The following is a 24,413-nucleotide window of genomic DNA, read 5'->3' on the forward strand; positions in this document are numbered from 1 at the left end:
CGGCGTTGCGCCACGACGCCCCTGGCCTTCAGCCCCCCTGGCTGCGCCACCGGCGGCCATCCCCACGCGAGACGCACAGCGCCGCGTCCGGATCGGTGCCTGCCGTGACAGCTCACGGTTCGAGGTTCTTCGCTCCCGCCCGTTTCGGTGAGCGCCGACCGTAGGTGACGTGCCGCACGGTTCTACCGTCCACGCTCCGCCCGCCCCACTTTCGGCCCGTTCCCTTGCGGTCTCCGCCAGCGCCCCCCGCTGCGGAGCCTTCCTCGCAACGTGCCACCTGAGGAAGGTCTCCCGCATGAACCGCCCCAGTCGCTCCTCGTACCAGAACGCCAACTCACGCTCCGCCGCAAGCTCCCGCTCCGGCGGCAGCTCCTTCTACGACTCCCGACCCGCCAGTGGCCGACATTCCTCCGATCGGGGCGGCCGCCAGGGCTCCTCCCCGCAGCGAGAGTTCGCGATGCCGGTGAGCACCACCCCGGCACTGCCGGCCGTCGAATCCTTCGACGAGCTGGACATGCCGAAGGCGCTGCTGACGGTGCTGACCCGTCAGGGCGTCACCTCGCCGTTCCCGATCCAGGCCACAACGCTGCCGAACTCGCTGGCCGGCCGCGACGTGCTCGGACGAGGCCGCACCGGCTCCGGCAAGACCATCGCGTTCGGCCTCGCCGTGCTGGCCCGCACCGCCGGGCAAAGGGCCGAACCCCGCCGCCCGCTGGCCCTGGTGCTGGTCCCCACCCGGGAGCTCGCGCAGCAGGTCAACGAAGCCCTCACCCCCTACGCCCACGCGATGCGCCTACGGATGACGACCGTGGTGGGCGGGACGTCGATCAGCCGCCAGGCATGGATGCTGAACCGCGGGGCGGAGATCGTGGTGGCCACCCCCGGCCGGCTCAGGGACCTGATCCAGCGCGGCGACTGCCGGCTGGACCGGGTCGGCGTCACCGTCCTCGACGAGGCCGACCAGATGGCCGACATGGGCTTCCTGCCACAGGTCACCGAGCTCCTCGAACAGGTCACCGAAGGCGGCCAGACGATGCTGTTCTCCGCCACCCTGGACCGCAACGTCGACCGCCTCGTGAGGCGCTTCCTGAAGGACCCGGTCACGCACTCGGTCGACCCGTCCGCAGCGGCGGTCAGCACCATGGAGCACCACGTGCTGCACGTGCAGAACTTCGACAAGAACGCCACGATCGCCCACATCGCCTCCCGCGACGGCAGGGTGATCATGTTCATCGACACCAAGCACGGCGCGGACCGCCTGGTCGAGGACCTGCTCGCGAACGGGGTCAAGGCCGCGGCCCTGCACGGCGGCAAGTCCCAGCCCCAACGCACCCGCACCCTGGAGCAGTTCCGCACCGGCCAGGTGACCGCACTGATCGCCACCAACGTCGCCGCCCGCGGCATCCACGTCGACGGGCTCGACCTGGTCGTCAACCTGGACCCGCCGGGCGACCACAAGGACTACCTCCACCGGGGCGGCCGCACGGCCCGGGCCGGAGAGTCCGGCACCGTCGTCACGCTGGTGCTGCCCAACCAGCGCCGCGCGATGGCCCGCATGATGACCACCGCCGCTATTACCCCCGTCACCACCAGGGTCAGCGCCGGCGACGAGGACCTGGCCCGCATCACCGGCGCCCGCGTGCCCACCGGCATTCCCACCGTGATCGCCGACCCCGTCGTCGAGCGGCCGCGCCGCAACGCGTCCACGAGCCGCGGCCGCCGCAACCGCCCCGCCTACACCGGCGCCGACAACCAGGGCTCCTCCGGCCGCCGCCGGGCGCCCAGGCGTGCCGCCCTCGCCGGGTAGCACCCCAGCGGGCCCGGCTCACAGCGCGGACCGGGCCCGCGCAGTCCGCCCAGGGACGACACCCGGTTCCCACGACGACCGCACACGAAAAACCGGAACCAACGCCGCGGCCCGCTCCAACGCACGCCGCCAGCCGCCTCACCGCCAGTGCCCTGATCACTGCAGGCCCCGGCGGAGGCGACACAAAGGCCCTCGAACACCCCTCGACGCGGTCGCCGCAGGCGTCGAGCTGGTGCTGGCCGCCCCGCTCCCGCAGACCAGGCAGCTGCTGGAGGTCACCGGCGCCGGCGAGGTCTTCACCGCCCGCGACCGTGTCCGCGCAGCCCTGACCTCGCCCAGCAGGCCAGGCCGTCCTGTTCAGCCGCGAAGACGTCTCCCCCGTCCAAGTCGCCGACGCGCACCATGACCGGACCAGAGGCTGCTCCAGGCCCCCTGCTACAGCATTCGGCATCAACCGGCAGGCGGGGCGAGGACGGTTCGGTCGAACGGCCCGCCATGCGCGGCGGCGTACTCGACAGCGTCGTTGACGGCGTCGAGGGGGAAGGTCCGGACCCATTCGGCATCGAGATCGAGCGCGCCGGATGCGCTGAGTCGGATCATGCCGACGTTCGCCGAGCAGGGGTACATCCACTGCCCGCGCACGGTGACCGAGTTGCGCATGATCCACGGATAGGGGAGGGCGAGGTCCACGCCGCCGAGCATGCCGACGCCGCCCATGAGGACGACGCGGCCGTACTCGCGGACGGTCATGGCCGCCGCACGTACCGCCGAACTGGGTGCGGCGGGCGGAAGCAGGTCGATCACCATGTCGATCCCTCGGCTGCGGCGGACATGGCCGTGCGCCGGGCTGGCGGTCGGTGCGGCTCTTGCGGGCGGGGGGCTCAGCGCTGGGCGTCGGCGCCGAAGTCGGGGATGTCGGCGGACAGCAGGTGCTCGGCGCCGCCTTCGAGGGTCTTGGCCGTCTCGGTGGAGCGGGGGAGCATGGTCTTCTCGTAGGTGCGAATGGCGTCGTCGACGGTGGCGGAGTTGGCGAGGGCGAGGGCGAGTTCGCTGGCGTCGAGCATGGCGAGGTTGACGCCGACGCCGAGCGGGGGCATGACGTGGGCGGCGTCGCCGAGCAGGGTCACGGTCGGGTTGTGCTCCCAGGTGTGCGGGACGGGGAGGGCGAAGATCGGGCGGTCGACGTAGGGGCCGTCGTTGTCGGTGATCATCTGGCGCAGGCGGGGCGACCAGTGGGCGTACTCGTCGAGGAGCAGGGCGCGGATGGCGTCGGTGTCGTCGGCGGTCAGGCCGCTGCGGCTGATCCTGTCAACGGGGACCCGCTGGATGAGGTAGACGCGGATGTGGTCTCCGCTGTTGCGCTGGGCGAACAGTCCGCGGTCGCCGTCGGCTGCGTGGGCGCCGCCCAGGCCGACCAGTTCGGCGATGTCGGGGTGGCGGTTCTCGACGTCGGAGAACCGGGCCTCCAGGAAGCTCACCCCGGTGTACTGGGGGACGGCGGGGGACACGGCCGGGCGTACCCGCGAGAAGGCGCCGTCGGCGCCGATGACCAGATCGGTCTCGATGGTCGTGCCGTCGGTGAAGTGCAGCTGCCGCGGCCCGTCGGCGGGCCCGCTGATCGTGTCGAGGGCCTGCCCCCAGTGAACGGTTCCCGGTTGCAGGGAGTCGAGCAGCAGGTCGCGCAGCTGGCCGCGGTCGATTTCCGGCTTGAAGAGCTCGTCTGCCTCCGGGACGTGGTGGAAGGTGATCGTGCCGGTCGGGTCCATCTGGCGCATCTCCTGCCCTTCGGGGCGGGCCAGCTCGAAGAACTCCTCGAGCAGGCCGGCTTCGCGCAGGGCGATCTGGCCGTTGTCGGCGTGCAGGTCGAGGGTGCCGCCCTGGTTGCGGGCGTCGGGGCCCGGGTCGCGGTCGTGGACGGTGACCGCGATGCCGCGGCGCTGGAGGATGCGGGCGCAGGTCAGCCCGCCGGGTCCGGCGCCGATGATGCTGATCCTGGCCTGGGCGGGCGCTACGGAGTTCATGGGAATCCCTTCGTCGATGCCGGATCACGGCCGCGGACCCGTGCCGCGGACCCGTCCGGCATCGCTAAATTATTGGAACCGTGCCAAACATGCAACAGTTCCAACTTTTCGCGATGCCGGGTAGGGTTGGGACATGGCAGAGACGATCGACCGCGCGGAGACAGGCGGGCGGCGCGAACGCAAGAAGGCCGCCACCCGCCAGGCGATCGCCGACACGGCGCTGCGGCTGTTCCTGGAACGCGGCTACGAGCAGGTGGGCGTCCGCGAGATCGCCGAGGCCGCCGACGTGTCGGTGTCGACCCTGTTCAACTACTTCCCCCAAGGCAAGGAAGCCCTGGTCTTCGACGAGGACGCCCGCAACGAGGCCGCCCTGGTCCTGGCGGTCACCGACCGACCGCCGGGCCAGACGATCCCCCAGGCTCTGCGCGCCCACCTCGCCGGCTTCGTCGACTCGGCCCACACCCGAGACCCCCGCTTCGCCGACTTCCGGCAGCTCATCCACGAAACCCCGGCCCTGCGCGAGTACTCCCGCACGATGTGGCTGCGCCACGAACACGCCCTGGCCCGCGCTCTCGCCGACCAGACCGGCCGACCCCACGACGACCTCATCTGCGCCGCCTACGCCCGGTTCACCCTGGAAATCGTCGCGTTCGCCGGCTCCCGCCCCGACCCCGTCGCCGCCATCGACCAGGCCTGTCTCCTGCTCGACCAGGGTTGGACGGCCGCAGCCGCCCAGACCTGACCCCGAACTCGGAAGACCCGTCGGCGTCCCCTCCCCAACCGCACGGGGGTTGCGAATGTTTCGCCGGCCGCACCACGGTGCACGCCGACGAGCTGGTTGACGCCGCGTGGATCGCCACCCCGTTGTCGAGTTCCGGGCCGGCCTGCCCGCACGGCCGCCCCACCCCGGCGATCACGGCCGTCCCCCAGACGATGACCTCGACCTCCGGACTTTCGCCGCAGCCCGCCGAGGGCGCACACGACCCCGACGGCCTGCCGGCCGCCGGGGTCGTGTCACAACGCTCCGTCGACGACGAGCGCGTCGCGTGCCCGGGGCCCCGCCGCACTCTGGCCGATCGCGGCCTGGACGGCGCAGTCCAAGCAGTGCGCCAGGTCGCCGCCGGCGGCACGCGCGCACAGGGGTCTGACGGTGCCCTGCGGGAGTATCCAGGGTGGTTGGCTACGCCCGGATCGCCTGTCGTGTCGGTCAGTTGACGATGAGGACCAGCCTGCCGCGGACCCGACCGTGTTCACTGACCCGGTGGGCTTCGGCGATGTCGGCAAGAGGGAACGTCCTGTCGACGGGGAGCCAGAATCGCCCAGCCTCGATCAGCTCGCCGATCGTGTGCAGGGAGTGGAAGGCGTGTCCGTCTGCGAATCCGCTGCTGAAGTGCACGCCGTGATCCTTGGCGCCCTGGAAGTCGGCGAGGGTGATGACGTGGTCGGCTCCGTGCGCGAGGTCGATCAGCTCGGGCAGGACGCCGCTTCCGGCTACGTCCAGGGCGGCGTCCACGCCGTCGGGAGCGAGGACGCGGACCCGTTCGGTCATGCCGTCGCCGTAGGTGACGGGCTCCGCGCCGAGCAGGCGCAGGTAGTTCTGGTTGGCGGCGCTGGCGGCGCCGATGACGCGGGCGCCGCGGGCGACGGCCAGCTGGGTCGCGGTGCCGCCGATCCCTCCGGAGGCGCCGTTGATGAACAGGGACGTGCCGTTGGTGACGCCGAGCTGGTCGAGAGCGCGGGTGGCCGTTTCCAGGGCGACGGGCAGGCCCGCGGCATCGACGAATCCGAGCGACGGGGGGATGACCGCGCGGAAGGTGAGCAGCGCCAGCTCGGCCGCCCCTGCGGCGTTGTCGGAAACACCGAAGACGCGGTCTCCGACGGCTACGTCGGTCACGCCCTCGCCGATCTCGTCGACCACGCCCGCAACGTCGGTCCCGGTGGTCTGCGGGAGCGTTGCTCCGAAGGAGAGCGTGCCGGCGCGCAGTTTCCAGTCGGTGCCGCTGATGCCGACGGCGTGGACCTTGATGCGCACCTGGCCGGGGCCGGGGTGCGGGTCCGGGAGCTCGACGATCTTCAGGACCTCGGGGCCCCCGTACTCGCTGAACTGCACGGCCTTCATGTGTTTCCTTTCGATGGAGCGGCGGGTTCTCCGCTGATGCCTGCTGCGGCTGCGGAGTGCGGAGCTGACTCGCGTGCCCGGTGAATGCTCGAGAGGTGTCAGTGCGCGGCGATGGGCGGCGCGTCGTCGGGGATCGTCAGCGGGCCGCTGCGGAACATGAGCGCGGTCAGGGCGCCGCAGGCCAGGAACACCGCTGATGAGATCCAGAACACCAGGTGATAGCTGGAGATGGTGGCGTCGGCCAGGATCTGCCCCTGAGGGGCCGTGTCGGCGTGGTCCTTGATGTACGAGGTGACGGCTGTCGCGGCGAGCGAGCTGAAGACAGCTGTTCCGATCGAGCCGCCGATCTGCTGGGTGGTGTTGACCATGGCGGAGGCCACGCCCGCCTCATGGGGCTGGACGCCGCTGGTCGCGGCGTTCTGCGCGGATCCGAAGATCAGGCCCATCCCGAGGCCGAGGACCAGCAGGGCCGGCAGCACGCTTCCGGCGTAGCTGGAGTGGGTGCCGAGCCCGGTGAACAGCGCCATGCCGATCGCGGACAGGAGACATCCGATCGGAACCAGGGGACGGGGACCGATACGCGGCAGCAGGGCCCCGGAGACGATCGCTCCCACGATCAGCAGGCCGACCATGGGCAGGAACGCGCTGCCGGTCTGGATCGGGCTGAACTTGAGGGTTTCCGCCAGGTAGTAGGTGACGAACAGGAACACCGCGAACGCCCCGACGCCGGACAGGCCGATCGACACGAACGACGCACCGCGGTCGCGGTCCAGGATCACACCCAGCGGCAGCAGCGGGTTGCGGACGCGCCGCTCGATCGATACGAAGACGACCACCAGGACGACGCCCGCGATCACCGGACCGAGCGAGGAGACGTCGGTCCAGCCCTTGGATGCGGCATTGCCCAGGCCGTAGACGATGCCGACCATGCCCGCGACGATGGTGAGCGTTCCGGCGAGGTCGAGGCGGACGCGTTCGGGCCGCTCACCCTCGTGCAGCCAGAGCATGGCACCGATGAACGCGATGGCCGCGATGATCAGGTTCACGTACAGGCACCAGCGCCACGACACGCTCTGGGTGAGGATGCCGCCCAGCAGCAGTCCCATGGCGCCGCCGGCACCCGAGACCGCGCCGAAGATTCCGAACGCCCGGCCTCGTTCGGCGGCATCGTGGGCGAAGGTGACGGAGACCAGTGAGAGGGCCGCAGGTGCGAGGAGCGCACCGAACACGCCCTGAGCGACGCGCGCAACGAGCAGCAGCACGAAGCCGCCGGCCGCCCCGCCGACCGCGGACGCCAGAGCGAATCCGACGACGCCGATCAGGAACAGCAGCTTGCGACCCAGCAGGTCCGACAGGCGGCCGCCGAGCAGCAGCAGGCTGCCGAACGCCAGCGCGTAGCCGGTCACCACCCACTGCCGGGCGTCGTTGGAGAACCCGAGATCGCGCTGCGCGGTAGGCAGGGCGATGTTCACGATGGTCGAGTCCAGCACGACCATCAGCTGGGCCAGGCTCAGGACGACGAGTGCCAGCCACCGGTTCGCCACACGACGCCCACGTGCGGGGGCCTCAAGGGAGCCGGCTCCAGACTGCCGCGTTGCCGTGTCGCCCGAGGATGTCTCGGTGCTCATGAGGTGGGTCCCCCGATTCGTGCGGTGAGCCCTCCGAAGAGCAGCCCCAGTGTGTAGTCGAAGCGGTCGTGTCCCTCGCCGGAGTTCACCACCTCCACCGATGCGACCGTGATCGGGAAAAGATCCGGGGGCAGCATCCTCAGGCGTTCGACGACTTCGTCCCGTGCTGCGGGACTGCCGTCCGGGCCGCGCTCGGTGGTCCGCCTGGGTGCCACGACGCTGTAGGCGCCGATGTAGAGGAAGGCCGCATCCACTGCCCACGCTGCGGACCGCAAAGAGACGCCGCCCGCCACGAGGATCGCGAGCAGCCCCTCGTTGATACGGAGCGTGTCCAGGCTGTGCGGAGCCCTCGCCACCGTGGCGCGCCAGATCCCCGGATACCTGAGGTACTGATCACGCAACTGCCGGCAGACATCCCGCGCCTGGTCCATCCACCGGTCGGCGTCCGGCTCGGGCAGCGTCACTTGCGAACACAGCTTGCCGACCATCAGATCGTCGAGCTCCGCCTTGTCACGCACATGCGAATACAGCGCCCCCTGTGTGGCATGCAGCTCGGCGGCGACACGGCGCATGGTCAGTGCGTCGAACCCTTCGGCCTCAACGATCCGCAGCGCGGCGTCCACAATCCGCTCGACGGTGAGCGGCTCCCTGCGTGCACGCGTAGCTCTGGGCGTTTCACCGAGAGCCGCGACCTGCGCGGCCCACTGATCGCTCGAGACGATGCCTCGCGACTGCTTCTTCTCGGTCATGACACAACCGTAGCAGCGAACTAAACAGCGTTCAATCACTAAACGGCGTTTAATGACGCCCCGACGTGTAACGCTGCGTACGAGACAGGTATCACATGCGTGACACTGCAAGCGATGGCGACGGCCAGCGGCGACGCAGCAGCATGGCCACGGTGGCGCTGGGCAGGGCTGCGCCGACGGCCATGCAGGTGTCCGGGGTGGCGCAGGAGACGCTGGTGAACTGAACGTGATTAGGCGATCACACCAGTAGGTGCCGAGGCCGGACACCCACACTCGGCCGCCGGCCGAGTCCGTGCTCGCCAGCGCCCGAATCCTCGCCCTCGGCGCCGCCGTCCACGCCGTACGCCGGCAACGCGCCTGCGGGTCGACCCACCGGCGCCGCCGCGGTTCAGGGCCAGGAAGGTGCGCAGACTGCGCGGGGTGGCTACTCGGAACGCCGCGGGGACAGGCCGTCCAGCACTATGTCGACCGCTCTGTCCACGACGGCCCGGTCGCCCCGGGCGTTGGCCAGCGCTCTGATCAGCATGTAGACCTCATCTACGGAGCCGCTGCAGGCGCTGTTCGTGCGGGTGTGTCGTCCGGTGGCGACGCCGGAGACCGTCGGTGCCTGGTACCGGGGCCGGCGACTGGTGGCGGTGGACGGCACCACGCTGGATGTGGCGGACACGCCCGACAACGATGCGCTCTTCGGACGTCCGGGGTCCGGGCGAGGCGACAAGAAGAGCGCGTTTCCGCAGGTGCGGCCGGTGGTGCTGGCCGAGTATGGCACGCTTGTGGTCTTCGCCGCGGCCACCGGCCCGTGCACGGTGGCCGAGACGCGGCTCGCCGATCGCCTGCTGCCGCAGCTTCAGCCGGGAATGCTGCTGTCGGCGGACCGTAACTTCCCCGGCTACGACCGGTGGAAGGCCGCCGCAGTGACGGGCGCGGACCTGTTGTGGCGGGTCAAGTCGGATGTCGTGCTGGTGGTGCGCGAGCAGTACGCGGACGGCTCGCACCTGTCGGAGATCTACGCGGCCCGGGACAAGCGCCGTGCGCACGGGCAGTTGGTGCGCGTGGTGGAGTACACCACCACCGGCCATGAGGAGGCCGGCCCGATCCGGTTGATCACCACGATCCTCGATCCGGGCCAGGCACCGGCAGCCGAGTCGGTGGCCTTGCACCACGAGCGGTGGGAAGTGGAAAGGGTGCTGGACGAGATCAAAGTCCACCAGCGCGGCCCGGACGTGGTCCTGCGCTCCAGGTACCCCGACGGTGTCGAACAGGAGGTCTATGGATCCCTCCTCGTCCACCACACCATCCGCCAGGTCATGCACCAGGCCGCCGCCCAGGCCGAGCCGACCCCGACCGGCTGTCCTTCACCCGCTCCCTACGCGTCGCGCGCCGCCAGGTTCCCGCCCGGGCGGCTTTCACGTGGGCGGCCGTCACCTTGATGACGAGGCGACCGACCCGCCGCACGACCCGGCCTGCCGAACGGCGCGACGTCAGCCCGTACTACCCCGCGCAAGCCGCCTGACGCAGGTGCTCACCCCGGCAGCTCCACATCAGCCCGCCCCTGGGCGCGGCACTGCCCTGCCCGGGGCTCCCCACCACGCGTTGAGTCACGGATGGAACCGCCACCGGCCTTCAGAAATGACATCCACCTTGCCGTCCCTGACGCGAACGGCCGTCTCGTCGTCGATGAAGTAGATCGGGAAGTCCGCCCGCGCAGCGATGCGATCAGCCCAGGCGTCGTCCCGCTCGGGGAAATCCGGCGAGTACAGGTGGGGCTTGAGATACCAGTCGAAGAGGCCGAACGGCGGCTCCACGGTCGTCGCGCCGAGCACGTGGAGGTCCGCGGTGTCCCCGATGACGTCGGCGGAATGCCCGGTGAGATTCCGGCTGAAGATCATTGATCCGGCGCTCACCCCCACATAGACCCGGCTCTCCAGCGCCTCCAGGAAGCCGTCGGCCAGGCCGTTGCCCGTGATGCTGCGCGCGAGGTGGTAGTGGCTGCCGCCCTCGACATAGATGACGTCGGCGTGGAGCAGCCGGTCGAGCACCATCTGCCGGGGCAGGCCGTTCAGCTCCAGGACGTCGAACTCACGCCAGCCGAGGCCGTGCAGTCGGCTCATGTCCGTGACGACCCATCCGTGGTCCCCGGGCTCGGCAACGGACGCCGTGGGAACGAACACCACGTTCGCCGACCCGAACGGCTTGCCCAGCATGTCCCGCAGCGCATCCCGCAGCGTCTCGTTGCGCAGGCCACTCGCTGTCAACAGAAAGTTCATCGGGCGAGCCAAGCACGACTGACGGGCGCGCGCAACGAACCCAGGATCCACCAACACTGCCATGACATGACCGCGCCAGGAGCGGACACTTGAAAACAGCGACATTGCGTCTAGGCCCGTTGTACGCCGAGCGAATCGAGCGGTGGGTGGGCGGTCCAGACCGTGACGTTCAGGGCCTCGGCGACGGGGCGGATACCCTTGGCCGCCGGGGTGCCGCCCACGCCGACGCAGTCGTGGGGCCTGTGCAGGAGACATCCGCGAGAGCCACGCCGGGAGCGACGAAGGTGGTCGGGGTGACCTCGTGCCAGCCTGTCCCGTCTGTGCACTTCGGCCGGTGAGGCCACGTTCGCGCCGGTCGCGACGAAGCCGATCGCCGTGCACCAGGCGGCCGTTGTGCATGAGAGTACGGTGGCGACGCCACGGCGTTGCTGCGGCTATCGCCCCCGGGCCAACCGATAATCAGCGGTTATGCAATTCGGCTCTGGCGAAGGTCCCGGCGGTCTCGGAGCTGTGCTCTGCTTGCCGGTCAACCGGGGTGCCGACCTGGGCAAGAAGGTGCAGTGCGGCCTGTGAGCCTGAACCGGCCTCAGCGGTCGCCACGACGATGCGCTGCCCATTCTCCTGCGGGGTCGTCAGGGTCTGCAGGTTGAGGCGCATCTGGCCGACAAGAGGATGGCGCATGCGATAGACCGCGATATCCCAGTTCCTGACCTGGTTCTCGGACCACAGGGTGGCGAATTCCGCACTCTTCATGGCCAGTTCACCGATCAGCACGGCCAGCATCGGATCGTCCGGATACTGGCCGGCAGCAAGCCGCAGCTTCCCCACCACCGCCCTGGCCTTCCTCGGCCAGTCCACGAACAGATCCCGGGTATGAGCGTCCAGGAAGACCAGCCGCGCCATGTTCGGGCGGCGGTCCGGCTGATCAGGGATGTGCGAGTCCAGATGTCCGGCGAACAAGGCGTGTCCCGCACGGTTCCAGGCCAGCACGTCGCTGCGGCGCCCCAGTACCACCGCGGGTGCGTCACCGAACGCTACGAGCAGCTGCCTGGTCGCGTCATCCGCATGCTCGGGCGCCAGCCTGCGGCGCTTGCTGCCGCGACGCGTGGCGTGAGCCAGATCGTGCAGGTGCGCCTGCTCCACCTCATCCAGACCGAGGGCCCGGGCAAGAGCGTCCAGCACCTCCGGCGAAGCGTTGAGCGACACCCCCTGCTCCAGCCGCGTGTAGTAGGACAAGCTCACCCCCGCCAACTGGGCCAACTCATCCCGTCGCAGCCCGGGCACGCGCCGTCGATCTCCGAAGTCCGGCAGTCCCACATCCGCCGGTTGCAGCAGCGACCGGCGTGTCTGCAGGAACTCCCCCAACCGCACTGTCTTGTTCATGCAGCCGAGTATGCATGCCCCGGTGCCGTGCAGCCTGCCCCTGCCAGTGCTACACAGACTGCATTCACGGCCCCGCTTCGTCGAGAGACGGCTTGGCCCCGTAGACGATGTCGAACGGCGCGGCGCCGTGGTACCCGAGCACCAGGGTCGGGTGATCGTCCAGGAGGTGCCATGTCAGGTCTTCTCCATCGACCTGCTCGGCGCCGTGCCGGGACGCGAGATGTGGGAACGCGAGGTGTCGGGGTGTCGTAGGCCGGGCCCGGGTGCCGGCAGGTGTGTGGTGTTCCGGCCACGCATCGGTGGATTCCTCGGTCGCCGGCTGTGGTTGGGGGCATACCGACCGGTCTCGGTCGGACAGGGCGGCGCTCCTTTACGGTGTCGTCCGCTCCGCTCTGTGGCCGGTTCCCCACTGCCGCCTGCCACCACGACCGTGACGCCGACGATGATCAGGAGGAGCCCGGGCACGGTCGCGAGGTCGATGTCCTGTCCCAGCAGCCACCAGGCGGCGAGTGCGGCCACGGGGGTCTCCAGCAGGAGGACGACACACATCGTCGTCGCCGAAATCCTGCCGAGGGCGAAGTTCAGCGAGCCCAGCCCCAGAAGTTGAGGGAGGATGAGCAGCCCGAGCAGCGACAGTTGTGTGGACCTGTCGAAGTCCGTGAGCGGGGTGTGGGTCAGCAGGCAGACCGCGAGGAGTTCCGACGCGCAGACGAGCGAACTGACCGTCGAATACAGCGGTGTGCTCACATCTGTGCGCGCCTTTTGGCTCAGGGCGGCGTACCCGGCCAGGGCCACGGCCCCCACGAGGGCGAGCAGATCGCCCAGCAGTGCCGTACCGCCCGAGCGTATGTCGAGACCGCCGGCCGCGGCTGCTCCCACTACGGAGACCGCGAGACCGGCCCATGTCCGGCGAGACGTCCGGACGCCCTGCGCCGCGGCGATGAGGGCCTGCCAGACGGGCTGGGTGGCTACGAAAGCTGTGGACATGGCCACCGAGGTCAGCCTGGTGCTCGTCATGAAGGCCGCGAAGTGGAGGGACAGCGACGTGGCCGCGAGGAAGCCGAAAACCATCGGCCGCCACTGCTCCCGGCGCAGGACGCCGCGCTCACCGCGGACCACCCGCGCGAGCTCACCACGGCGTAGCACCAGGAGGAACGGCCCGAGTGTGGCGAAGCCCAGGGCATTGCGCCAGAAAGCCATGGCGAGCGGTGCGGCGGAGGCTGAGGCGGTGAGAGGAGCGGTGGCCGAGAAGCTGATGGCGAATGTGGCTCTGCCGCGCGCTCAGCGCTCGTCATGGCGCCTCACGATCCGGTCCGCCGCGTGCCTCTGCGGGCTGCTTCCAGCCTGCCCCTGTCAGGGGCAGGCTGGAAGCAGCCCGCAGAGGCACACTCGGATCCACGAACAGTGGCCGCGGAGGCAGGCTCGCCCTCGCAGGCCGCACTGATACCCCTGGCCCAGGTCACCGACCCGGCCATGAGGCAGACCGGGCATGACGCCATGCCCACCGCATCCGCCGTCGTCCGCACCGGCACCGGCACCGGGACCGGGACCGGGACCGGGACGAACTGACAAACCTCCAGCGCGAGCTGGTCGACATCGCACCCGCACAGGTGCGTCCAACAGGCGTGCCGTCAAGCGGTGCGCCTTCATCGAAGGATCTGGACATGAGCGACACCATCTACACCACCATCGCCACCTCGTGGGGCGGCCGGGACGGCAAGGTCGCCACCGAGGACGGCCGTCTGACGGCGTCACTGTCCATGCCCAAGGCACTGGGCGGTGACAACGGCCCCGGTACCAACCCGGAGCAGCTGTTCGCTGCCGGCTATGCGGCCTGCTTCCACAGCGGCCTGCGGCTGGTCGCGGGAGCGAAGAAGCTGGACGTGAGGGAATCGGCGATCTCGGTGACCGTCTCCATGGTCGGCTCGCTCGCCGAGGGCAGGCTGGGCCTGGCGGCTCGGATCGAGGCCAAGCTGCCCGGCGTGGACCCCGAGGCCGCACGGGAGCTGCTCGAGGCAACCCATCAGGTGTGCCCGTACTCGAACGCCACGCGGGGCAACGTCCCGGTCGAACTGGTGCTGATCGAAGAGAACTGACGCCCACCCGCTCAGACGCGCAGCCGCTCAGACGCCAAGACGAACAGTCGACATCAGCTGCGGAGAGCTTGGCGTGCTCACCGGCATCGCGGGATCGAGCGATGCCGGTGAGCGGCCACGCCCGGCGCCGCAGTCCGCTTCATCGCGCACTTCGACTTCAGCCAGGGTCAGACGTCGGAGAACGTCACGCAGGAGCCCGACGGCGACCTCGACGTGACGTTCTCGGTGGCCCGGCAGGTCGCCAGGGTCGGTACCGACGGTGCGACGCACATCCTGGCCACCATGCCGCCGCCCGCTGACGGCGGGGTCAACACGCCGGTCCTGCACTTCGCTGCCACCATGGGCATCGTCCGGGATCAGGACGGAACCCTGTACTTCCTGTACGCAGCCGGCAGCGCGGACCTGACGGGTGTGTGGCGGATGCGTCCGCACGGGAAGCCGGAACGGATCGCCGCCCTGCCCGCCAACGGCCTGCCCAACGGACTGGCCCTGGACCGGCGAAGCGGTGTGCTCTACATCGCCGACAGTGTGCTCGGCACGATCTGGAGCGTTCCCACCGCCGGCGGGGCGGCGACCGCCTGGACGACCGCGCCCGAACTCGCGTTCTCCAGCATCGCGGGCGCCAACGGCCTGAAGATCCACAACCATGCGGTCTGGGTGTCCAACGCCGACCAGGGCACCATCATGCGCATCCCCTTCCTGCCAGGCAACCACCCGGGGCCCGTTCAAATCCGGGCGAGCAGGCTGACCATCGTTGACGACTTCGCTTTCACCGGTGCCGGCGACGAGATCCTGGCTGCTCTCAACCACACCAACACCGTCGTGCGCATCGGTCCTGACGGCGCCCAGAGCACCGTCCTGACCGCCGCCGACGGCCTGGAGAACCCCACCTCGCTCCTGATACGCGGCGGCACCGTCTACGTGATGGACGCCGCCTACGTCACAAGCAAGAACCCGAACATCCTGGCCGCTCGCCGGCACGACCTCCGCTGACGAACCGGCCACTCTCATCACCCAGATCCGGAGATGGACGGCATGAGCACGAATTCCTTCACCCTCGGCCATGTCGAGGTGACACGTGTAGTGGAGTTCGAGGCCGCTACCCGTCCGCTGAACGGGCTGTTCGCGGACCTCGGCCCGCAGGTGTGGGACGACAACCGCTCCTGGCTCTCTCCGGACTTCTGGGACCGGGACACGGGACTGCTGATGACCGGGATGCAGACCTTCGTGCTGCGCAGTGAAGGCGTGACGATCCTGGTGGACACCGGAGCCGGGCCGCGAACCGGGCAGGACCGGTGACGGGCGCGGCGTAGGGGATGGCGGTGAAGGTTCGCAGGCCCGTGAACGTGTGCTGACCGCAACCCACAGATCGGGCTGTCCGGCAACCCCGGCACTTCACTCTCCTTGCCGCGCTCCTGCCGCCTACAGCCCGCCTGAACGACGAGGACACGTCGGCGCCGGCCGGTCTCACCTCCGCTGTCGACGCCCTGAGCCGCCCCCCCTTCCCACAGCACAGAAACTGCGTACCCAGTGATCAATATTGGACATGTAACCGACGGCACGTCGATATCCGCGGCCCCGTGGCAGTTCGTGCGAGTACGCCACGGAACACGGCTGGGCCTGCACGGCATGGACGTCTTCGATCGCAACCGCGGCGGGAGGGACGGCGCGGAGTACCGCCACGCGAACGCCCAGGTTCCGCCGCCGCGTTCCACGCGCGACGGCATCGGAACCCCGGCATCCGCCGCCGCCCGGTCGACCGCGGACGGCGGTACGAACGCGTGAAGTCCAAGCTCGATCCGCTGTCCATGGCGGCGATGGCGGTCACCGTGGTCTCCGTCTCGGCCACCGCCCCGCTCACCGCCGCCGCCTCCGCCTCGCCGCTCTCCATGGCCTTCTGGCGCAACTGTCTGGGCTTCGCCGTACTCGGACCGCTCCTGCTGTTACTGCGCCGTCGCGAGGTGGTGCGCGTCGCTCGAGGTGAGCGCGGCATCCTGCGCCGGGAACAGTGGCGGCCCCTGGTCTTCGGCTTCCTCGCGGCCACGTCGCTCGCCCTCCACTTCGCGACCTTCATGACCAGCACCCGGCTGACCTCGGTCGCCATGGCCACGGCACTCGTCGCCACCCAGCCCGTCTGGCAGGCCCTCATCGCCGCGGCACAGGGCGTCCGGACGTCCCACCGGACATGGGCGGGTCTCGCGCTCTCCGTAGTGGGAGCAGCCGCAGCGGGCGGTCTCGACATCAGGTCTGGCGGTACGGCACTGCTGGGGGACCTGCTCGCCCTCGTCGGGGCCATCGCCCAGGCCGGGTACACCGCGCTGAGCGAACGGTCACGCGCGGATGTGAGCACACCGCTCTATTCGACGTTCACTTCGCTGGTCTGCGGTCTGGAACTCCTTGCCGTCTGCCGGCTGGCCCACATCCCGCTGACGGGCTTTGACAGATCCACGCAACTGTCGCTGCTCGGGCTGCTCATCCTTCCCCAGATTCTGGGGCTCGGCTCACTGAACTTCGCCCTCGGCAGGACATCGGCGACGACAATGAGCGTCCTACTCCTGCTGGAGACCCCCGTGGCGGCGCTCGCCGCGTGGTGGTTCATGGGGCAGGGCATCAAGCCCGCGACCGTGCCCGGGCTCCTGTTGATCATCGTCGGCGTCGCGGTCGTGGTGACGAGCGGCGGCATGGAACAAGCCACTGCACAGCAGGGCAGACACCGCAGTACAGGAATACCGCCGTACCCGGCCTACGCCCCCTACACACCCCAGCCCCCGCCCACACCGCAGCACCTGACGTTCCCGGACTCCGCCAAACGGGACCCCAGAGTGGACTGGGCAAGGTACACCGGGGACGAGAGCCCAACGGTCACCCTCACCTGTCACGGTGCGGGGGCGTTCGACACCCTGTTCTTGCGCATACCGCACGTCGAGGAAGAGGAGCCGGGCCTCGACGGTCCCGCTGAGGCAATGGCTGACCCCAGCCGACGGCGGTAGACCGCCCATCCGATCGCAGCTCGAGGTGGATGATGCCCACATAGATGTGATCTCCTCGGCGAACGTCACCGCCGGGCAGCGGGGTGCACCGCGCTTGAACCGGCCTACCAACACCTCGATCACTGTCGGGACACCACCAGTCGGCGCATCGGCCAGTCGCCGCACATATCGGCCCTGCACTCGACGGGACACGGTCCCGCCGAGTGCAGGGCCGTATCGGCAGCATCCCGCAGCGGACCCGGATGCTGAGCACATTGGTCAGTCCGGCCTCGTGCCGCCGGTGGCGGTGCTGTGGTGTGGCTCGTCGGGGTCGTGTGGGACTTCGAGCTGCGACGATCGTCGGCTGTTCGAACGCCACGGGAACAACCCGGTGCTGGGCGGGGTGCGGGTCAGCCGGTGTGAGGTCGCTGTGTGTCGGCATCGAGGCCGGGCCCCGTGTCGGCGCCGCTGTCGGGGCGGTCCGCGGCGGCCTGCTCGGCGCGGTCGGCGATCTGCTGGAGCGCGGCCACGTGCGCGCGCAGCCGCTCCCGCCCGGCGGCGGTGGCCCGCACCCAGGTGCAGCGCCGCTTCCCGACGTGGCCCTTGCGGATTTCGACGAGATCGGCGCCGCCGAGCGTGGTGAGCTGCTTGGACAGCGCCGAGTCGCTCAGCCCGGCGTGGTCGCGGACGAAGGCGAACTCGCACCAGGTGGTCGCGGACACCAGGGAGACGATGGTCAACCTGGTCGGATCCAGGAGGAGTTGCTCCAATCCGGGGAGGGCGCCGGCGGCCGGTCCGGTCACGCTCATCGGATCGCCTTGCGACGGGCCATCCGCCGCAGCATCGCACTGGCCAGCAGGCCCGCGGCAATATTGAGGACGGCGTACGGAAGCGCCGCGGTGGTGTACGGGTACTCGCGGATCCAGGCGGGCATGCCGGAGCCGGTCAGCACGCGGTGCACAGCGGGGCCGGCGAAGTGCTCGACGACGACGGCGATGAGGCAGATCAGCAGCACGGGCAGCCCGGCGTATCGGGGAAGGGCGCTGCGGTGCAGGGCACCGGAGGCGGCGGCCACGCGCGGGCTGCGCCGCCCGGCGACGACCCACGCGACGGCGAGGGCGCCGAGACCGACAGAGGCGACCCCCTGGACAGTGGAGCCGAAGTCGTTGGCGGCGAGGAACAAGGCCATGACGGCGCCGAACACCGCCCACACCCACCAGGGTGTGCGCAGCGACTCGGCGGCGTCGAGACGGACCTCGCGGACGCGGGCCAGCGCGTCCCGGGCCTCGGAGGGGCTGGGCGTACTCATGCTGTTCTCCCCTTAGGCGATTACTTTCCTATAGAGAAAGTAGACCCAACTTTCCCGCGAGGCAAGTACGTGGAGGGTGGATCCACCGGCACGGCTGCTGGCTCCTCCACAGCGAGTACGACGAACTCGACAACGACGAGGAGGACGAAACCGAGGACGACGAGGAACGGGAGGCCGAAGCGCACCAGCACCACAGCCGCGCACGCTTCGCCCAGCTCGTCCGCGCCGCCGCCGCACGCAACCGCGACCGGCTGATCTGAGGCGCCCGGTACCCGAGAGAGCCCGACCGGCACGGTCACACGCGGAATCGACAAACCCACTCAGGGTTTCTCGTTGGGCCCGCGCACCATCGAGCTCGATGGCATCCAGGCCGACACCGCACGCAGCAGCGCGGCGTAGAACGCCGCCGGTCTCTCCTGCGGGAAGAAGTGTCGGCCGGGCAATGTCTCGGAGCGAAACAGCTTGGATGTGTGCTGCTGCCAGGCGAGCACGTCGGCGACGTCCACCAACGGGTCGTGCTGTCCGGCCAGCACGTGGATCGGGATCGGCAGCCTTCTGAAGGAGATGGGGCGGTGGCTCGCGCACATGGCGAGGTCGTCGCGGATGACGGGCATCAGCACCTCGAGCCACTCCTGGTGGTCGGCCAGCTCGGCGGGCAGGCCGCCGAGGCCGAGAAGTCGTTCCATCAACTCGCGGTCCGTCAGGTCCGGTTGCAGTTCCAGGGTGTGAGGCAGATGCGGAGCGGGGTACCCGCTGACGATCAGCGCCTTGGGCAGCAGGGTGTCCGGGCCGAGCCGGCTGGCCACGGTGTAGGCCAGCAGCGCGCCCATGCTGTGGCCGTAGAACAGGTACGGTCGGTTCAGCCAGGGCAGTAGCGCCTTTCCCACGTCCGCCGCCAGCAGTTCCAGTTCGGTGAACCGGGTCTCGCGAATCCGGCTGGCGCGGCCGGGCAGCTGGATCGGGGCCACCGACACGTCCGGGCCCAGGTGCTCGGCCCAGCCGCGGAAGGCGGAGGCGTCGGCGCCCGCGTGGTGGAAGCAGAAGAGGTTCAGCAACGCGTCGCCGTTGGGCGGGTGCGGCAGGTAGGGCGTGGGCGTGGCGCCGGGGACGTTCACCGGTTCACTGTCTGGAGGGAGCCGAGGGTGAGCCCCGGGTGTGCGGTCGTGTTGAGCATGTCCGCTACAGAGGAGGCCATCCAGGCGCGGACCTCGTCGATGTGCCCCGGCGAGGCGTGCACGTCGTCGAAGTCGACCAGCCGCAGCCCGGGGACGTGCTGCCGTAGCAGCTCCGCCTCCGTGTTGGGGATGATTTCGTCGCGCAGGCTTCGCGCGTAGGCCACCGGTATGCGCAGCGAGGACAGCTCTTGCGGGGTGAGGGCCCAGTCCGCCAGCCGTGAGAACACCTCAGCGCGGTCCGCGCCGTCGAGCCCGGCATGGTGAGCGACGGTGGTAGCGGTGACCGCGGGAACGCGGGGCTGCCAGGCCGGGTCGCTGAAGAAGCCTGCGACGGGGGCCGCGACGGTGACCACACCGCGGATCCGCTCGTCCACGGCAGCCTGGCGCAGTGCCAGATGGCCGCTGAAGCTGAGCGCGACCAGTACCGTGTGGGAGCTGTCGGCCCGGTCCGCGACGGCGTCGAGCACTGCCCCGTACATGCGGTGGCTGTCCCGTGTGTAGGGCAGGGAGTTTTCGCCGACGCCCGGCATCTCCGCGATCACGGCCGCTGCGCCGAGAGTCTGGGCCATGTCCAGGAAGGGCGCCCACTGCTCTTTGACGGAGACGATCCCGCCGGTCACCACCAGCACCGGCTTGGGGTTGTCCCGATCCAGGCCGCGGGTCCAGGCGTGGAACACCCCGGCCGGGGTCTCCACCGTGAGCCGTTCCACGCCCGGCACGGTCTGCCGCCAGGTGTCGAAGGCAGCCAGGGCGCTCTCACGCGCCACCCGGCGGGCCGCGTCGCGCGGGTAGGGGAAGCTCGCGAGCAGATAACGGGAGACAGCCGCGGCCAGGTCTCCGTCGGAGAGCCGCAGGTCTGCCTCGGCTGACCACTCGCCGACCCAGGATCCCTTTCCTGACGTCCCGTCGTCGCGCTGGATCCGGTCGCGCACCTTGGCAGCTTCGGCGGGCTCCAGCCCCAGGGCGCGGGCGTGCAGCAGGACGAACTGCTTCAGTTCGTCAAGGTCGTTGGTGGTCATGGTGTTCACCTTTTTCATTCTTCGGGACCGCGCCGCCGGTCGGCGGCGGGCTGTTCAGTGCCGGCAACTGTGTCGGCAACGGAGCCGGAGCCGAGTGCCGCGGAGAGTGCGGCCACCAGGCCCTGGTCGAGGATGGTTGCGGCGGCTGGGTCGAGAGGGCTGCCGAAGCCGGTGTTGCAGACGGCCGTGCTCATGCAGAAGCCCTCCGGCAGCGTCTGGGTGCTGAAGGCCCACTCGTCGCCGGTGCCCGGCGTGCCGTCGGGCCGCAGCACCCTGACGTGACCGGCGGCGTCGGCGGCGTCGGCGAAGCCGAACTCGGTGAACCGGAACTGCATGCCTTGGCCGATGGCCTTGGTGTATGCCTCTTTGAGCGTCCACAGACGCACCAGGCTCTGGTTGCGTTCGTGTTCCGCAAGTGCGGACAGCTGGCGCAGTTCGTGCGGCGTGCAGACCTGATGACCCAGACCCGGACCCCACAGCATCCGGTCCGCGCGCTCGACGTCGACGCCGATCAGTCCGCGGGTCGTCAGCCCGACCAGGAGCAGGTCCTCGGTATGGCTGAGGCTCATGTCGAGCTGGTCGAAGCCGCGCAGGTAGGGCCGTCCGCTGGGACTGTAGGAGAGTTCCAACGACTCCGGTGGAACTCGCAGTACGAAAGCTGCGGCCGTTTTCAGCAGCGCTCGGGCAGCCGCGAACCGGCGCCGCAGTATCGGGTTGTCGAACCTGACGTAGCGGGCAAAGTCCCGGCCCAGCAGTCGGCGCAGTGCGCTCTCGTCCCGTGACTCCCACTGCCAGGAGTCGAGCCGGGTGTACAGCACCGCCGTGCCGTGCTGCTCGACGTTCTCACGGACGTCCTCCCACGGCTTGCCCTCCGCGATCCGGACCGGTGGCGGGATCACGGGCGTCAGACTGCTCTGCGGCGCCGTACGCACGAATGTTCTCCAGGGCGTCTTTGATATCCGCGATGATGTCTGCGGCGATGGCCCCGTCGATCACTCTGTGGTCGAAGGTAAGGTTCACCCGCATCACTGGTGCCACGATCACCTCACCTTCGCGAACCCACGGCCGGTCCTGCATCCGGCCGACGTTCAAGGTGACGGTGGTACCGCCGGCCCCCATGAAGGCGTCCACCGGCCGGTGCCCCAGGCAGCTGACGGACAGGGTGCCGAGCGTCGCCCCGCGCACGGTGGGGCGACGTAGCAGCCTGCGGAACATCCACCGACCGACGGGAGTCGGCATCCGGTTGAGCCTGCGCACACCCTCGAACTCCGGCATCCGCTCCGGGTCACCGTCGCGGTGACGGACGATCTCCTGCTGGATCGCGTCCAACCCGAGCTGTTCGGCCCCGCGCACCAACGCGGAGAGCACCACCCGGCGTCCCGACATGGTCTTGTCCAGCGCGACCTTGGTGTTGACCGCCGGGTATCGCACCAGTCGCGGCCGCAGTCGGCCGATCAGCGCGGAGTTCGCCTCCGGCTGCCGGGCTACCGCCCGGGCGCCCGCCCAGACGACGTAGCTGACCAGAGAGTATGCGCGGCCGTCCGCCTGCGCAGCGCGGCGGTGCGCCTGGACGGCGGACATGTCGACCGGACAGTCGACGGAGACGGTCCGCTGGGCGGCGAAGGCGTACTGGAGGAAGTAGAGGGTGTGTCGGCGCTGGCGTTCGGGTACGACGGCAAGGGGCGTGCCGGCGGCGGTGACCTTGGCGTCGGTGCTCATGCGGACGTCGCCAGGACGAAGATCTCATTGAGGGTCTGCGCCTCGAGCACGCGGGTGACTGCGAGCCGCACGCCGCTCTCCCGCTCGATCGCGGTGACCAGCTTGAGCAGGTGTACCGAGTCCCAGCCGTAGAGCAGGTCAAGAGGCGTGTCGAGCTCGTAGGCGGACACGGGGAAGCCGACGAGGTCACGCAACAGGCGGACGTAGTCGTCGGACGTGGTCAGTGTGGTCATGGGTGTCCTCAGTGCCTGGGAGCAAGCGGATGGGCAGCCACGCTCAAGGCGGGCAGGTCGGTGTCCAGGGCGACGTGCGCCGGGACGGAGTCGACCGCATCCAGCGGATGCCGGAAGAGCAGCCTCCCGTCCCTCTCCCCCACCTCGGCGAAGCCATGGTGGGGGTAGAAGTCGCGCATCCGATGGTTTTTGGCGGTGGGCCGGTACTCGCCCCAGACCGCCGGCAGGCCCGCCTCCCGCGCGGCCTGGAGCAGGGCCGACAGGCACGCCTGCTCGATGCCGCGAGCGAAGACCCGGCAGCTCAGCAGGAAGTTGTCCAGGTGCAGACCGTCATCGCGGATCTGCGCGAAGACGGCGCCGACGATGCCGTTGTCGCCGAAGCGATCGCCCGAACGGATCGCAAGGACCAGCCAGCCCGGGTCGGCCAGCCGCTCACGAACCGTCTGGGGCTGAAGCCGGCGGGTGGTCAGGTTGAACTGGTTGGTGCGCTGGGTGATCTGGGCGACGCGGGTGGCCTCCACGCCCTTTGGCGGTCCGAAACCGACTCTCACCTCCAGCCCGGCCAGGTACTCCTCGGTGGAGCCGGCGCCGGCCAGGAACTCCTGTCGCAACTCCTCGACCTGGTACCGGTCGGCGCGGGCCCGGTCCTCCTCGGTCAGCTCCCGCACGTCGAACCAGCCGTCCGCGAGCAACCGATCGACGTGCAACGCCGGTTCGTCGTTCAGGCGCACCACCGCGACGCCGGAGACACCGGCTTCGACCAGGCCGCACTCGTAGGTGCTGTCGTCGGCGAACACAAAGCTGTCGGTGCCGAGGTTCAGCCGCTGCGCCAGCGTCTCGAGGTTCTCGTCCTTGGGTTGCCAGTTGGCGGTGACGTTGACGAAGTCGTCCTCGCGCAACACCATTTCCGGGTGCTCGCGCAGCACTCCGAGGACCTGTTCGCGATCGTTCTTGCTACATATGGCGAGCATCACGCCCTGCGAGCCGATCTGCTTGCACACCTTCTGGAAAGCGGCGAACGCCTCGCCGCGGAAACTGCCGCCGATGGCGATGCCCTCCGGGCCGTCATCACCCAGGATGCCGTCCCACAGTGTGTTGTCGGCGTCCAGGACCAGAACCTTCTTCGCCCGCCCGGTCAGCGCCCGTGCCAGGTGGCCGACTTCGACGGCGTAGGCGCCGAGGGTCTCCTCGGACAGCCGCGCCTTCACATAGCAGCTGAAACGGGGGTCGGCGACCGGTCCGCCCACGGCGACCAGCGGCTCCAGGTCCAGGACGAGAGAGTTGGCGTGTGTCTCGCCCAGGCGCAGTAGGCCCGCGTTGAACTCGCGCCAGGCGACGCCGAGCCGGGCCCGGGAGCGGAGGTCGACCAGCTGATGGGTGAACTTCGGCAGCAGAGGCACGGTGTTCAGCACCAGCGTGCCCGCGCCGTGGGCGGCGTAGGTTGCGGCCAGCGTGTTCAGTTGGGCGAGCTTACTGCGCAGGGCCTCTTCGGCGTGTTCGAGGCGCCACGGAGAGAGCATGTCGTCGAAGACAGCCTCCGCGTCCAGCAGGCACAGCACCAGGTCAGTGTCGGGAAGGTAGACCTCGCTGCCCGGATCTTGCAGGTCACGCGCGTAAGCGTTGTAGTCCGACACGCGCGGGCGCAGCAGCATTCCGTGCCGGGCGAATTCACCGGTGAGCGGGGCGATGAGGCTGGTCAGCGTGGAGTGACCGGTGATCGCCACGGTAGAGGTCGGCGTCTGCGGGTGCAGACGCTGAACCTTTTCGGCGTCGAGGCGTGCGAGCAACTGCCCGACGGAGGCGCGGGCGTCCGCATCGAGCAGCCGGATCAGCGAGAGCACCCCGGGGTACTGTTCGGCCAGACGCCCTTCGGCGTTCCAGACGCGGATCTGATCCAGCGCAGTCATAGTCTGTGTCTC

25 protein-coding genes are annotated in these 24,413 nt (G+C 69.7%); 9 read left to right on the forward strand and 16 right to left on the reverse strand.

All coding sequences use genetic code 11. The annotated features are described in order from the left end of the window. Positions 1–295 precede the first annotated feature (295 nt). On the forward strand, positions 296–1,807 hold the full coding sequence (locus ABZW30_RS37185) for a DEAD/DEAH box helicase (RefSeq protein ID WP_355675694.1): 1,512 nt from the start codon (positions 296–298) through the stop codon (positions 1,805–1,807). A 450-nt stretch (positions 1,808–2,257) separates the two neighbouring features. On the opposite strand, the gene ABZW30_RS37190 is transcribed toward ABZW30_RS37185, so the two are convergent. Both ABZW30_RS37190 and ABZW30_RS37195 read right to left on the reverse strand, forming a co-directional pair. After that, positions 2,258–2,614: a hypothetical protein gene (locus ABZW30_RS37190; RefSeq protein WP_355675695.1), complete on the reverse strand. Its 357-nt coding sequence runs from the start codon at positions 2,612–2,614 to the stop codon at positions 2,258–2,260. Between the two features lie 74 nt (positions 2,615–2,688). Beyond that, positions 2,689–3,828 carry an NAD(P)/FAD-dependent oxidoreductase gene (locus ABZW30_RS37195; protein ID WP_355675696.1) on the reverse strand — a complete coding sequence of 380 codons (1,140 nt, stop codon included), beginning with the start codon at positions 3,826–3,828 and terminating at the stop codon, positions 2,689–2,691. Between the two features lie 133 nt (positions 3,829–3,961). On the opposite strand from ABZW30_RS37195, the gene ABZW30_RS37200 reads away from it, so the two are divergent. Continuing rightward, positions 3,962–4,570 carry a helix-turn-helix domain-containing protein gene (locus tag ABZW30_RS37200; protein ID WP_355675697.1) on the forward strand — a complete coding sequence of 203 codons (609 nt, stop codon included), beginning with the start codon at positions 3,962–3,964 and terminating at the stop codon, positions 4,568–4,570. 465 nt (positions 4,571–5,035) lie between these two features. Here the strand turns inward: ABZW30_RS37200 and ABZW30_RS37205 are convergent, their stop codons facing one another. The 3 genes from ABZW30_RS37205 to ABZW30_RS37215 all read right to left on the reverse strand — a co-directional run bounded on the left by ABZW30_RS37205 (position 5,036) and on the right by ABZW30_RS37215 (position 8,324). After that, a complete protein-coding gene (locus ABZW30_RS37205) occupies positions 5,036–5,947 on the reverse strand; it encodes an NADP-dependent oxidoreductase (protein WP_355675698.1) in 912 nt (303 codons plus the stop codon). 98 nt (positions 5,948–6,045) lie between these two features. Beyond that, positions 6,046–7,491, reverse strand: coding sequence for an MFS transporter (locus ABZW30_RS37210; protein ID WP_355675699.1), 1,446 nt, complete (start codon positions 7,489–7,491; stop codon positions 6,046–6,048). Between the two features lie 80 nt (positions 7,492–7,571). Beyond that, entirely contained in the window at positions 7,572–8,324 is a 753-nt protein-coding gene (locus ABZW30_RS37215) for a TetR/AcrR family transcriptional regulator C-terminal domain-containing protein (RefSeq protein WP_355675700.1), read from the reverse strand. A 95-nt stretch (positions 8,325–8,419) separates the two neighbouring features. Between ABZW30_RS37215 and ABZW30_RS37220 the strand changes: the two genes are divergently transcribed. Both ABZW30_RS37220 and ABZW30_RS37225 read left to right on the forward strand, forming a co-directional pair. Next, positions 8,420–8,548, forward strand: coding sequence for a hypothetical protein (locus ABZW30_RS37220; RefSeq protein ID WP_355675701.1), 129 nt, complete (start codon positions 8,420–8,422; stop codon positions 8,546–8,548). 324 nt (positions 8,549–8,872) lie between these two features. Continuing rightward, positions 8,873–9,754, forward strand: coding sequence for an IS4 family transposase (locus tag ABZW30_RS37225; protein WP_355675728.1), 882 nt, complete (start codon positions 8,873–8,875; stop codon positions 9,752–9,754). A 168-nt stretch (positions 9,755–9,922) separates the two neighbouring features. Here ABZW30_RS37225 and ABZW30_RS37230 read toward each other — a convergent pair whose 3' ends face one another. The 3 genes from ABZW30_RS37230 to ABZW30_RS37240 form a co-directional block, all read right to left on the reverse strand. Continuing rightward, positions 9,923–10,591 (reverse strand): Type 1 glutamine amidotransferase-like domain-containing protein, encoded by a 669-nt coding sequence (locus ABZW30_RS37230; protein ID WP_355675729.1) that lies wholly within the window; start codon positions 10,589–10,591, stop codon positions 9,923–9,925. Between the two features lie 459 nt (positions 10,592–11,050). Then, entirely contained in the window at positions 11,051–11,974 is a 924-nt protein-coding gene (locus ABZW30_RS37235) for a helix-turn-helix transcriptional regulator (protein ID WP_355675702.1), read from the reverse strand. Between the two features lie 174 nt (positions 11,975–12,148). Next, a complete protein-coding gene (locus tag ABZW30_RS37240; protein WP_355675730.1) occupies positions 12,149–13,231 on the reverse strand; it encodes a DMT family transporter in 1,083 nt (360 codons plus the stop codon). A 147-nt stretch (positions 13,232–13,378) separates the two neighbouring features. Between ABZW30_RS37240 and ABZW30_RS37245 the strand changes: the two genes are divergently transcribed. The 5 genes from ABZW30_RS37245 (at position 13,379) to ABZW30_RS37265 (ending at position 17,060) form a co-directional block, all read left to right on the forward strand. Further along, on the forward strand, positions 13,379–13,543 hold the full coding sequence (locus tag ABZW30_RS37245) for a hypothetical protein (protein WP_355675703.1): 165 nt from the start codon (positions 13,379–13,381) through the stop codon (positions 13,541–13,543). A gap of 95 nt (positions 13,544–13,638) precedes the next feature. Beyond that, positions 13,639–14,070 carry an organic hydroperoxide resistance protein gene (locus ABZW30_RS37250; RefSeq protein ID WP_355675704.1) on the forward strand — a complete coding sequence of 144 codons (432 nt, stop codon included), beginning with the start codon at positions 13,639–13,641 and terminating at the stop codon, positions 14,068–14,070. A gap of 213 nt (positions 14,071–14,283) precedes the next feature. Further along, the gene (locus ABZW30_RS37255; protein WP_355675705.1) at positions 14,284–15,063 is read left to right on the forward strand and encodes a hypothetical protein; all 780 of its coding nucleotides are present in this window, start codon (positions 14,284–14,286) and stop codon (positions 15,061–15,063) included. A 42-nt stretch (positions 15,064–15,105) separates the two neighbouring features. After that, positions 15,106–15,369 (forward strand): hypothetical protein, encoded by a 264-nt coding sequence (locus tag ABZW30_RS37260; protein WP_355675706.1) that lies wholly within the window; start codon positions 15,106–15,108, stop codon positions 15,367–15,369. A gap of 518 nt (positions 15,370–15,887) precedes the next feature. Further along, entirely contained in the window at positions 15,888–17,060 is a 1,173-nt protein-coding gene (locus tag ABZW30_RS37265; protein ID WP_355675707.1) for a DMT family transporter, read from the forward strand. 389 nt (positions 17,061–17,449) lie between these two features. On the opposite strand, the gene ABZW30_RS37270 is transcribed toward ABZW30_RS37265, so the two are convergent. The 8 genes from ABZW30_RS37270 to ABZW30_RS37305 all read right to left on the reverse strand — a co-directional run bounded on the left by ABZW30_RS37270 (position 17,450) and on the right by ABZW30_RS37305 (position 24,401). Further along, a complete protein-coding gene (locus tag ABZW30_RS37270; RefSeq protein ID WP_355675708.1) occupies positions 17,450–17,848 on the reverse strand; it encodes a transcriptional regulator in 399 nt (132 codons plus the stop codon). Next, complete coding sequence (locus ABZW30_RS37275; RefSeq protein ID WP_355675709.1) at positions 17,845–18,348, reverse strand: hypothetical protein; 504 nt, start codon at positions 18,346–18,348, stop codon at positions 17,845–17,847. The genes ABZW30_RS37270 and ABZW30_RS37275 overlap by 4 nt, the downstream gene beginning before the upstream one ends. Positions 18,349–18,668: 320 nt before the next feature. After that, complete coding sequence (locus ABZW30_RS37280; RefSeq protein WP_355675710.1) at positions 18,669–19,463, reverse strand: alpha/beta fold hydrolase; 795 nt, start codon at positions 19,461–19,463, stop codon at positions 18,669–18,671. Next, entirely contained in the window at positions 19,460–20,542 is a 1,083-nt protein-coding gene (locus tag ABZW30_RS37285) for an alpha/beta hydrolase (protein ID WP_355675711.1), read from the reverse strand. The genes ABZW30_RS37280 and ABZW30_RS37285 overlap by 4 nt, the downstream gene beginning before the upstream one ends. A 14-nt stretch (positions 20,543–20,556) precedes the next feature. Next, positions 20,557–21,441, reverse strand: coding sequence for a 4'-phosphopantetheinyl transferase superfamily protein (locus ABZW30_RS37290; RefSeq protein WP_355675712.1), 885 nt, complete (start codon positions 21,439–21,441; stop codon positions 20,557–20,559). Continuing rightward, positions 21,386–22,261 carry a 2-oxo acid dehydrogenase subunit E2 gene (locus ABZW30_RS37295; protein WP_355675713.1) on the reverse strand — a complete coding sequence of 292 codons (876 nt, stop codon included), beginning with the start codon at positions 22,259–22,261 and terminating at the stop codon, positions 21,386–21,388. The genes ABZW30_RS37290 and ABZW30_RS37295 overlap by 56 nt, the downstream gene beginning before the upstream one ends. Then, positions 22,258–22,494 (reverse strand): acyl carrier protein, encoded by a 237-nt coding sequence (locus ABZW30_RS37300; protein ID WP_355675714.1) that lies wholly within the window; start codon positions 22,492–22,494, stop codon positions 22,258–22,260. Before ABZW30_RS37300 ends, ABZW30_RS37295 begins: the two co-directional genes overlap by 4 nt. A gap of 8 nt (positions 22,495–22,502) precedes the next feature. After that, positions 22,503–24,401 carry an HAD-IIIC family phosphatase gene (locus ABZW30_RS37305; protein WP_355675715.1) on the reverse strand — a complete coding sequence of 633 codons (1,899 nt, stop codon included), beginning with the start codon at positions 24,399–24,401 and terminating at the stop codon, positions 22,503–22,505. Positions 24,402–24,413 lie beyond the last annotated feature (12 nt).

The sequence above is a fragment of the Kitasatospora sp. NPDC004669 genome (assembly GCF_040609455.1).
In the GTDB taxonomy this organism is placed as follows: Bacteria; Actinomycetota; Actinomycetes; order Streptomycetales; family Streptomycetaceae; genus Kitasatospora.

What these genes read in the sequence shown, in the direction of transcription:
- ABZW30_RS37185 (WP_355675694.1), top strand. Translation starts at nt 296, where the DNA reads ATGAACCGCCCCAGTCGCTCCTCGTACCAGAACGCCAACTCACGCTCC.
- ABZW30_RS37190 (WP_355675695.1), bottom strand. Translation starts at nt 2,614, where the DNA reads ATGGTGATCGACCTGCTTCCGCCCGCCGCACCCAGTTCGGCGGTACGT.
- ABZW30_RS37195 (WP_355675696.1), bottom strand. Translation starts at nt 3,828, where the DNA reads ATGAACTCCGTAGCGCCCGCCCAGGCCAGGATCAGCATCATCGGCGCC.
- ABZW30_RS37200 (WP_355675697.1), top strand. Translation starts at nt 3,962, where the DNA reads ATGGCAGAGACGATCGACCGCGCGGAGACAGGCGGGCGGCGCGAACGC.
- ABZW30_RS37205 (WP_355675698.1), bottom strand. Translation starts at nt 5,947, where the DNA reads ATGAAGGCCGTGCAGTTCAGCGAGTACGGGGGCCCCGAGGTCCTGAAG.
- ABZW30_RS37215 (WP_355675700.1), bottom strand. Translation starts at nt 8,324, where the DNA reads ATGACCGAGAAGAAGCAGTCGCGAGGCATCGTCTCGAGCGATCAGTGG.
- ABZW30_RS37220 (WP_355675701.1), top strand. Translation starts at nt 8,420, where the DNA reads ATGCGTGACACTGCAAGCGATGGCGACGGCCAGCGGCGACGCAGCAGC.
- ABZW30_RS37230 (WP_355675729.1), bottom strand. Translation starts at nt 10,591, where the DNA reads ATGAACTTTCTGTTGACAGCGAGTGGCCTGCGCAACGAGACGCTGCGG.
- ABZW30_RS37235 (WP_355675702.1), bottom strand. Translation starts at nt 11,974, where the DNA reads ATGAACAAGACAGTGCGGTTGGGGGAGTTCCTGCAGACACGCCGGTCG.
- ABZW30_RS37250 (WP_355675704.1), top strand. Translation starts at nt 13,639, where the DNA reads ATGAGCGACACCATCTACACCACCATCGCCACCTCGTGGGGCGGCCGG.
- ABZW30_RS37260 (WP_355675706.1), top strand. Translation starts at nt 15,106, where the DNA reads ATGAGCACGAATTCCTTCACCCTCGGCCATGTCGAGGTGACACGTGTA.
- ABZW30_RS37265 (WP_355675707.1), top strand. Translation starts at nt 15,888, where the DNA reads ATGGCGGTCACCGTGGTCTCCGTCTCGGCCACCGCCCCGCTCACCGCC.
- ABZW30_RS37270 (WP_355675708.1), bottom strand. Translation starts at nt 17,848, where the DNA reads ATGAGCGTGACCGGACCGGCCGCCGGCGCCCTCCCCGGATTGGAGCAA.
- ABZW30_RS37275 (WP_355675709.1), bottom strand. Translation starts at nt 18,348, where the DNA reads ATGAGTACGCCCAGCCCCTCCGAGGCCCGGGACGCGCTGGCCCGCGTC.
- ABZW30_RS37285 (WP_355675711.1), bottom strand. Translation starts at nt 20,542, where the DNA reads ATGACCACCAACGACCTTGACGAACTGAAGCAGTTCGTCCTGCTGCAC.
- ABZW30_RS37295 (WP_355675713.1), bottom strand. Translation starts at nt 22,261, where the DNA reads ATGAGCACCGACGCCAAGGTCACCGCCGCCGGCACGCCCCTTGCCGTC.
- ABZW30_RS37300 (WP_355675714.1), bottom strand. Translation starts at nt 22,494, where the DNA reads ATGACCACACTGACCACGTCCGACGACTACGTCCGCCTGTTGCGTGAC.
- ABZW30_RS37305 (WP_355675715.1), bottom strand. Translation starts at nt 24,401, where the DNA reads ATGACTGCGCTGGATCAGATCCGCGTCTGGAACGCCGAAGGGCGTCTG.